This is a genomic window from Amycolatopsis sp. NPDC031561, from assembly GCF_055580625.1.
This window is the reverse complement of sequence record NZ_JBVILA010000052.1, coordinates 20,624-27,181: the sequence shown is the minus strand read 5'-3', so window position 1 is coordinate 27,181 and position 6,558 is coordinate 20,624. Positions and strand designations below refer to the sequence as shown.

6 protein-coding genes are annotated in these 6,558 nt (G+C 65.7%); 1 reads left to right on the top strand and 5 read right to left on the bottom strand.

Going from position 1 to position 6,558, the window contains the following annotated elements; all coding sequences use genetic code 11:
• Window positions 1-658 (top strand): WD40 repeat domain-containing protein (locus tag ACZ5IK_RS44835; protein WP_465493301.1); only part of this gene is annotated, 658 nt, incomplete at its 5' end.
• A gap of 335 nt (window positions 659-993) precedes the next feature.
• On the opposite strand, the gene ACZ5IK_RS44830 is transcribed toward ACZ5IK_RS44835, so the two are convergent.
• From ACZ5IK_RS44830 to ACZ5IK_RS44810, 5 genes are all read right to left on the bottom strand, one after another.
• Window positions 994-2,502, bottom strand: coding sequence for a hypothetical protein (locus ACZ5IK_RS44830; protein ID WP_465493300.1), 1,509 nt, complete (start codon window positions 2,500-2,502; stop codon window positions 994-996).
• Window positions 2,499-2,840 carry a helix-turn-helix domain-containing protein gene (locus ACZ5IK_RS44825; protein WP_465493299.1) on the bottom strand — a complete coding sequence of 114 codons (342 nt, stop codon included), beginning with the start codon at window positions 2,838-2,840 and terminating at the stop codon, window positions 2,499-2,501. The genes ACZ5IK_RS44830 and ACZ5IK_RS44825 overlap by 4 nt, the downstream gene beginning before the upstream one ends.
• A gap of 9 nt (window positions 2,841-2,849) precedes the next feature.
• A complete protein-coding gene (locus ACZ5IK_RS44820) occupies window positions 2,850-3,959 on the bottom strand; it encodes a tyrosine-type recombinase/integrase (protein ID WP_465493298.1) in 1,110 nt (369 codons plus the stop codon).
• A gap of 559 nt (window positions 3,960-4,518) precedes the next feature.
• A complete protein-coding gene (locus ACZ5IK_RS44815) occupies window positions 4,519-4,743 on the bottom strand; it encodes a hypothetical protein (protein ID WP_465493297.1) in 225 nt (74 codons plus the stop codon).
• Between the two features lie 59 nt (window positions 4,744-4,802).
• Window positions 4,803-6,131 carry a hypothetical protein gene (locus ACZ5IK_RS44810; RefSeq protein ID WP_465493296.1) on the bottom strand — a complete coding sequence of 443 codons (1,329 nt, stop codon included), beginning with the start codon at window positions 6,129-6,131 and terminating at the stop codon, window positions 4,803-4,805.
• Window positions 6,132-6,558: the final 427 nt, after the last annotated feature.

Here is a 6,558-nt window from a genome sequence, read left to right as displayed (position 1 = left end):
GGGTGTCGCGTTCAGTCCTGATGGGGCCCGCCTCGCCACAGCCGGTAGCGACGGTAGTGCGCGGATCTGGGATGTCGAGACGGGCGAGAACCTGCGCACCCTCACCGGACGTGCCGACTGGGTCCAGGGTGTCGCGTTCAGTCTTGATGGGGTCCGCCTCGCCACAGCCGGTAGCGACGGTAGTGCGCGGATCTGGGATGTCGAGACGGGCGAGAACCTGCGCAGCTTCACCGGACACGGCGGTTCGGTCCAGGGTGTCGCGTTCAGTCCTGATGGGGCCCGCCTCGCCACAGCCGGTAGCGACAGGGCGCGGATCTGGGATGTCGAGACGGGCGAGAACCTGCGCACCCTCACCGGACACGGCAGCGGCGTTTGGGGTGTCGCGTTCAGTCCTGATGGGGCCCGCCTCGCCACAGCCGGCAGCGACAGCAGTGCACGGATCTGGGATTCGGTCACAGGCCAGCAAGATTTGCTGATGGCTTCGTTTACCAGGACCTCAACGGCGTCATGGTCGCCGGTCGGGGATACGTTGCTGTCCACGACCGGCGATGCCTGGCTATTTCTGCGGGCGGCATGCTTCGACAGCCAGAACCGCTTGGTGGACCTTCAGCCGTACGAGCTCTACTACAACGAGTCAGGTTCGACCACGGCCTCCTAGGACCACATGTCGATTCGACTCGGCACGCAGTGCAGCCTCATCGATGGGCTGAACGCCAGCCAGGTCAAGCACTAGCCCAACTTGACGTGGTCGACTAGTTCACACTCGACCGGTTCCAGCACATCGTGTTCGCCGCCCAAAGAAGCCATGGCCTAAGGTCGTCGTTTCGGCGCCGGTGTCACTTTGCCTCGGACGTGCTGGTGACAGACTTGAGTATTCGTTGGGCGCATTTCGCACCGGGACATCGCTGCCGTGGGTCTGCGTTCAGCCCATGTGCCCATTACAAGCAGGATCGACGTGCGTCGGGTTTCCGGTGCGGGTGGCGTCTTCGACGGTCATCGCGCTCCTGGTCGTTGTGGTCGCTGGTGATCGCCCGCTGCGTAGCGGGCCCAGGCGGAACCGGCTCGGATGGCGAGGTTTTCGGCGGTTTGAGGGTGGTAGCCGAGCATTCCGGCGACGACCGCCGCGGGCGCTTCGAGCAGGAGCTGGCGGATCGTGGCGGTGCGGGCGTCAAGGCTGGGCAGCCCGAGCTTGCGCAGCCTCAGGCGCAGTGAGGTGGTGTGCATCGGTTGCCCGGCGCGGCGTCCGGGGAACAGATGGCGACTGGTGGGGTTGCTGGCGGAGAGCATGTTGGATCGGTTGTCGACGTAGTCGAGGAGCACCTCGGCAAAGGGGAGTGGCACCGGGATCGGCGGATCGCCGAGCCGGAGCAGGACCTGGTCGTCCTCTCGCAGGACGTCGTCGACGGTCAGCTGGGCGATCTTCACCAGCGGTTGGGCATAGAGCAGGATCAGCAGCGCGAGGGCCCGGTCGCAGGCGGGAACGGTTTCGTCGGTGAGGGCGCGGCGAATGTAGGCCAGCCGTTGTCGCTGGCTGAGCCGGGCTCCAGCGTTCGTGGCGACGGCCGGGAGCCGCAGGCGCGGTAGTTCGTGGTAGGTGATGCACCAGCGCAGGAACGCGCGGGAGTGACCGCGTCGGCCGAGATCGGTGGCGAGCCAGCGGTCGATGTCAGCCTGGCAGCAGGTTTCGAGGAGCCGGCCGTGGTCGGTGAGGTGGTTTAGGAACTGCGCGGAGATCCGCATCAGGTGCCGGGCGCTGTTCGCGCGGCCGGAGTTGATGGGCTCCTTCTCCGCGGTCTTGCGCAGTTGCCGAAGGACGTGCCAGGTCGCGAAGCGTTCGAGTACAGCACGGTGTTGAGGGTTCTCGACCGTGGCCAGCCAGCCGGGAAGCCACTGCTCGAGCAGGAACAGGAACCGGTCCACCGGCGGCAGAACGTCGGCGTCGACGAGCAGATCCCGCAGGTGGATCACAGCCCGCCACGGCTGGAGCGTGGCCAGTCCTCCGTGGGTGAGCGGCACGTCGCCGCCGGCCAGCGCACGCAAGAGCGGCGGAATGTGCGGTTTGGACAGCCACAGCAGCCCGGCTCGGGGGCGGGGCATCGCACGGAAGGACTCGTAGAACGGAGAAAGCTCGGGTCGGATCCGGCCGGTCCCGTCGTCCAGCAGAGCCGCGAGCCGTTCGGAGAGAACGCAGCGCGCGCACGCGCCGACCTGGTAGCCAGGTCCCTCCTGGCCGCAGCGGCCGCAAGTAAAATCGCCGAGCCCGCCCGCGCAGTCGGTGCACAACCGCGTACCTGCCGCGCTGATCCCGGGCAGCAGCCGCTCGACGCCGCAGCCGCCGCAACTGCCCCGCGTGTGCACGGCGTCGTCGTAGCAATTCACGCACACCGGGCCTTCGGGCCAGCGAATCCGGGTCCTCAGACGCGGATCCCGCAGCCTAGTTTTCTCCACGTCGGTGCACACTTCCCGGCCGCAGCGGGCGCAGACCTCGCCGGGAAGGGTCATTCGGTGGTGGTGATCCGGGCGCGTGCGGGCCGCAGCTCGGCGACACCGGCCGACCGGAGCCGGTCGGCAGTGCCGGTCTTGCGGATCCCGACGTTCTCCGCGCCGGTGACGATCAAGTCCGCCGGAGTGGTTCCGAAGATGTCGCACAAAGCCGCCAGTACTTGAAGCGACAACCGTTCCGGTGTGCCGGTCGCCAGCCGGTGTACCTGCGAGACCGACAGGTAGATGCCGCGTTCGTGCAGCGGGTTTACCAGCTCGGTGGTCTGGTACATGCCGTGTTCGGCCATGATCTCGCGCAACCTCCAGGTGTAGCTGACCGACCGCTTCTTCTCTGTCATGGAATCTCCTCATTCCCAGCCCAGGGCTTTGTTGATCGTTCCGTCCAGCACGCGGCGCAGCGTGCGCGTGCGGAAATCCGAGGACACGCACGTGTAGATCGAGGTCGTGCTCGCGTGGTCATGGCCGACCTGTTCCTGTACGAACCGCGGGTCCCAGCCGTCCTCGATCAAGTGTGTGATGTACGAGCGGCGCAGCGAGTGGAAGTCCAGTGCGGGATCGAACCCGAGCGCGTCTCGGTAGGTCGCCAGCTGCCGGTTGAGCTGGCTGTTGCCGATCCGCATGCCTCGCTCCGACGGCCACAGGGCCGGGTTGCCGTCCACGCCGAGCAGCGGACGTACCTCGGTTGACCATTGCTCGATGACCTCGGGCACCCAGCCCCAGACACACAGCACGCTGCGCCGTTTCGGCGGCGATCCCTTCTTCGCCTTGCCGTGCCGGACCTGCAGCACACCGAACTCGCCGAACTCCGGCCCGTGCGGGTTTCGGCCGAAGTCGGCGACGTCGAGCATCCGCGTCTCGTTGCGGCGCAGTCCGAAGCCGTAAGCGACCTTGAGACACGTCGCGTCCCGGAACGCTGTCAGCCAGCCTTTGCGGCCCGATGCCCGCTTTCGGGCCACCTCGTCATCGGCGTAGTCGAACAGCTGTTGCAGCTCCACGCGGGTGAAGGCGCGCTTGCTCGCGTCCGCCTCCGAGTCCTCGACATGCACCGCGGCGTTGACCTCGTTGATCACCTGCACCGGATGCGTGCCGAAGCGGCGCTCACACTCGGCCGCCCATCCGTACGCCGGATCGGTGATGAACGCGCAGAACCCGCGCAGCGCTCCCTGGTAGTTGCGCACCGTGGATTGCGCCAGATGTCGGACTGCACGCAGGTCGGCGAACCATTCGTCAGCCAATCGCGGCGCCCACAACCACGGATAGGTGTCGCAGTGCTCGGCGAAAGCCCGCACCACCCGACGGTCACTCTCCACTGTTGAACGCGCCAGGTTCCTAGCCAGAAGCTGGTTCCGCCAGCCGTCCAGCATCGCGGCGAACAGCTGCTCCTCCGGATGTAGAAGCGGCACCCCGGCGACCAGTTGCAGCCCGGCAGAGCCCGTCGGCAGGTCATCCAGACCCACGAAACTCACCTCCATCCGGTCGCATCCAGTGCGATGATATCGCATTAGATGCGATCGTGCCTGGTAGTGACCTTTGGCGAGCCCGCCGCACGGCACTGCTTAGACCGCCGCGGCATGCACTACCCTCGGCCCCTCAAAGCCGTGTTGACGCCCGCGCAAAGTGCTCCACGAACGTCGGCTGTCGGCCGCGCTAAGCGTTGCGCGTGTTCGCATCAGATGCGATTCGCCCCGGATTCAGATGATCTGCAAGACGTGCTGTGTGCGGTAGTGGGCCTGCTGGGTGGTGAGGTGGTGGCGGTGGGGGAGTGGTCGGCGGTGGCGCGGTGGTGTGGTGATGTCGGGCGGGGTGGCGTGCGGGAGGTGAGTGGGCGGGTAGGTGAGTGGGGGTCGGTAGGTGAGTGTGCCACGCCGCGTGCTGGCCGTCCGGCGGGTTAACCTCGGTGCCGCCTGCCGGAGTGAAGCGAAGGCCGGTAGCGCCGAGGTTAACCCTGGTGACCAAAACAAAAAGCGGCCCGTCAGCCTGTGGCTGACGGGCCGCTACGCTTCCGTGATCGTGGGCCTACTGGTTCGCGGGTTCCGGCTGGGTGAGGTGGGCGATTTCGCGTCGGATGGTGTCTGCGGTGACCACTTCGGACACGGTTCCTTGTGCGGTGGTCCATTGGGTGTGTCGGGTGAGCAGTACGCGGAGGTAGGCGGCGACTGCTGCGGGTGCGTTGGTCGGGATGTGGTCGGCGTCGGTGAGCTGCTGGTCTATCTCGTCGAGTACTTCGCTGAGGGATCGCACGGTTTCGGCTCCTGCCGGGTGGGGCCTGGCACCCGTGCGGGTGCCAGGCCGTTCGGGTGTCAGGCTGCGGCGAGTGCTGGCGCGGTGCGCGGGCGTGCCTGAATGCTGCGCAGAACGTCTACCGCGTCGAGTCCGTACAGGGCGTCTATGATCGCGTTGCCCGGATTCGGGCGCTGGGCGGCGATCGCCACTTCCTGCCGGATGACTTCGAGGGGTACCCGGTCCCGTTCCTGGCATTCGAGGCATCGGTCGTCGTTGCTGTCGGGGGCGTGCTTTTCCAGGATGGGGCGTTCGAGGTTGCACGCGGAACAGTGCGCGTTCGTCGCGATGGGGATCAACGCCATGGTGTCGTAGTCGTTGTCTGTCACGCGGCGGCCGGTGAGGTCGTCGACTCCGTCCCGGGTGTCGTCACGGTCGCGCGTGCGCTGCCGTTCGTCCTCGTACCGGTCTACGGTGCCTTCGTTCTTGCGGACTATCCCGGCGTTGGGGATCGCGCGCACAATGGCGCGGTAGTGCTCGTCGTATTGCTGTTCGAGTTCGCCGACAACGGTTTTCGCTTGCGCGCGTTTCTCGGCGGTCTGCCGTTGCCGCTTTCGCTTGGTCGCTTTGGCTTCCGGCTGTGCTGGGGTGGGGGTGGTGTGCTGCTCGGGTGTGGGGCGTTGGGCTGCTTCGGCGTCGCGTCGGCAGTGTTCGGAACAGTAGTTCATGTCTTCGGTGAGTTCGCCGTCACAGTTGCCGCACCGGTGTGGCTCGGCGGGCGTCTCGGCTTCGAGTTGTGCTTGTCGCTTGGCGGTGCGGGCGCGTGCGATGTCGGCACGTGCTTTGCTGGCGTAGACGCAGGCCATGAACAGTGTCCGGTTTTGTTCGTCAAGCTTCGGCCACACCCGGTAGCCGGTCTGGATGGCGTCCGCCACTGCGGGGTGGTCGGCGCTCGGGTTGGATAGCAGGACCGAGCACGCCATGTACGCCTGACGGTGCGCGCCTTGGGTAACGGCGTTGAGCCACTGCAACGCGGTAGCGGCGTCCTTGACTCGTGGCGGGGTGGCGCGCAGCATGACGGTGATGTCGTTCGGTTCTGTCGCCGTGATCGCGTTGCGGGACTGTGTGGAGTAGACGCATGCGCTGTAGAGCTTGCGCTCCAGTTCGCCGTAGCTGTCCCACTCGGCGTGTGCGGTGCGCACACCGGCCAGAATGTCGGCGGTGATCTGGTGGTCGGTCTTGAGCGCTGCGGCGCACGCGGCGAGGATCGTGGGCGGCTGCTCCGAGCTGCTGACGAAGATGCGCTGTAGTTCCGTCAGGGCGGAACGGACGCGCGGTGGCTGTGACTGCAACGCGATGACGATCTTTTCCACGCTCGCGCGGTGTGTTTCATGAATGGTCGAGACCATGATGAGTGATCCTTAACTGTATTTTTTGTAGCGATCGGGCTTGGCTTCCCGATTGCCTTGCATGATTAATGCTAGTGGGTGTTTCCGCTGGTCACAAGCCAAAACAAGTGCATTCGAGTGCTCTTTTATGGTGAATCTACAAAGCGCAAACTGTGATTGTCGACGCGCTGTTAGTGGCTTTTCTGTCGCGTAAACCCGCGTGGCGCTCGTGCATGCCTGCTGATGATTTAGTCGCGTTGCGGTAGAGGCGACCGGGTGCTGAGTGGGTGGTGGGTGGCCCCGGCGCACCTCGGGGCAGGCCCCCGGCCTGCCCCTTAATGCCTGTCCAAGGGAGCAAGGGGACCCGAATACAAGGGTGGGGCCTCAAGATGTTTTTTGGCCACGCTTTTCGGTCAAAAAAGATCTTGGGGTGCCCTTGTATTTGGGG